Raw genomic sequence first — 814 nt, forward strand, 5'->3', positions numbered from 1 at the left:
CACGATTGAAACCGTGGGATTCCAGGCAACTTTTTCTGTAAATCGCAGTGAGAGGAACAAAGTGAAAGGGCCGGCTACATTGCCGGCCCTTTCACTCAAGGGGGTCAAACTTGTATCCAATTGAAAAAACGAGTATTGCAAGGGGGGCTTGCGTTAAATTACAGAGCGCTGTTTGAAACTCAATCACGTTCGCCGATGTCACATTTATATTATATACTCTTTTCCGATAAAGTGGAATGGTCTTTTCAAAAAAATTGTTTCGAGATTTTTAAGTTCCACGAAAGCATCAGTGGTGAAAGCGATTTCTCGCTGTTGGAGACTGGGTTTTCATACAAAAAAGGATTTCATCTCATTCAATAGTTTTATCATGTAATCATACTTTTGTATTAGCATACTTTGATCCCTATTCACTCCCGTTTGGATACTCGTGGGAAAAAAACTTCATATTTGAACCCCCTAATGTTGCGTGTTGTGGACGGTACGCATTCGGTTGATGCTAGGGGAATTGAATTTCGANNTAACTGAGGGGATACGAGGAGGAAACCGATATGAGCGAAAAAGAAATGTTGAACGCCATATTGGAGGCCGTGCAGAAACTGGACGCACGATTTGATTGGATGGAACGGAATTTTGAAAAACGGTTCGATGAGATAGACGCCAAACTTGCGGACATAAACTCAAACTTTAAACGCTTGGAATAAGAAACACACTTTGCTCTCAAGAAAACCCTTGAAAACAGGGAAATACGGGCTTTGACTAACATACGAAATAACTGTCGGCCGGGTTTCTTCCATCCATCACAATATGAAGATGT

At 41.3% G+C, this 814-nt stretch carries 1 protein-coding gene; it reads left to right on the top strand.

Features of this window, described 5'->3' with window-relative positions; all coding sequences use genetic code 11:
- The first annotated feature begins 548 nt into the window (after positions 1-548).
- Positions 549-701, top strand: coding sequence for a hypothetical protein (locus tag NWF35_RS00790; protein ID WP_301237210.1), 153 nt, complete (start codon positions 549-551; stop codon positions 699-701).
- Positions 702-814: the final 113 nt, after the last annotated feature.

Source organism: Polycladomyces subterraneus (assembly GCF_030433435.1).
Lineage (GTDB): Bacteria > Bacillota > Bacilli > Thermoactinomycetales > JIR-001 > Polycladomyces > Polycladomyces subterraneus.

Excerpts from the sequence above, each read along its gene's own strand:
- NWF35_RS00790 (WP_301237210.1), top strand. The coding sequence starts at position 549 with ATGAGCGAAAAAGAAATGTTGAACGCCATATTGGAGGCCGTGCAGAAA.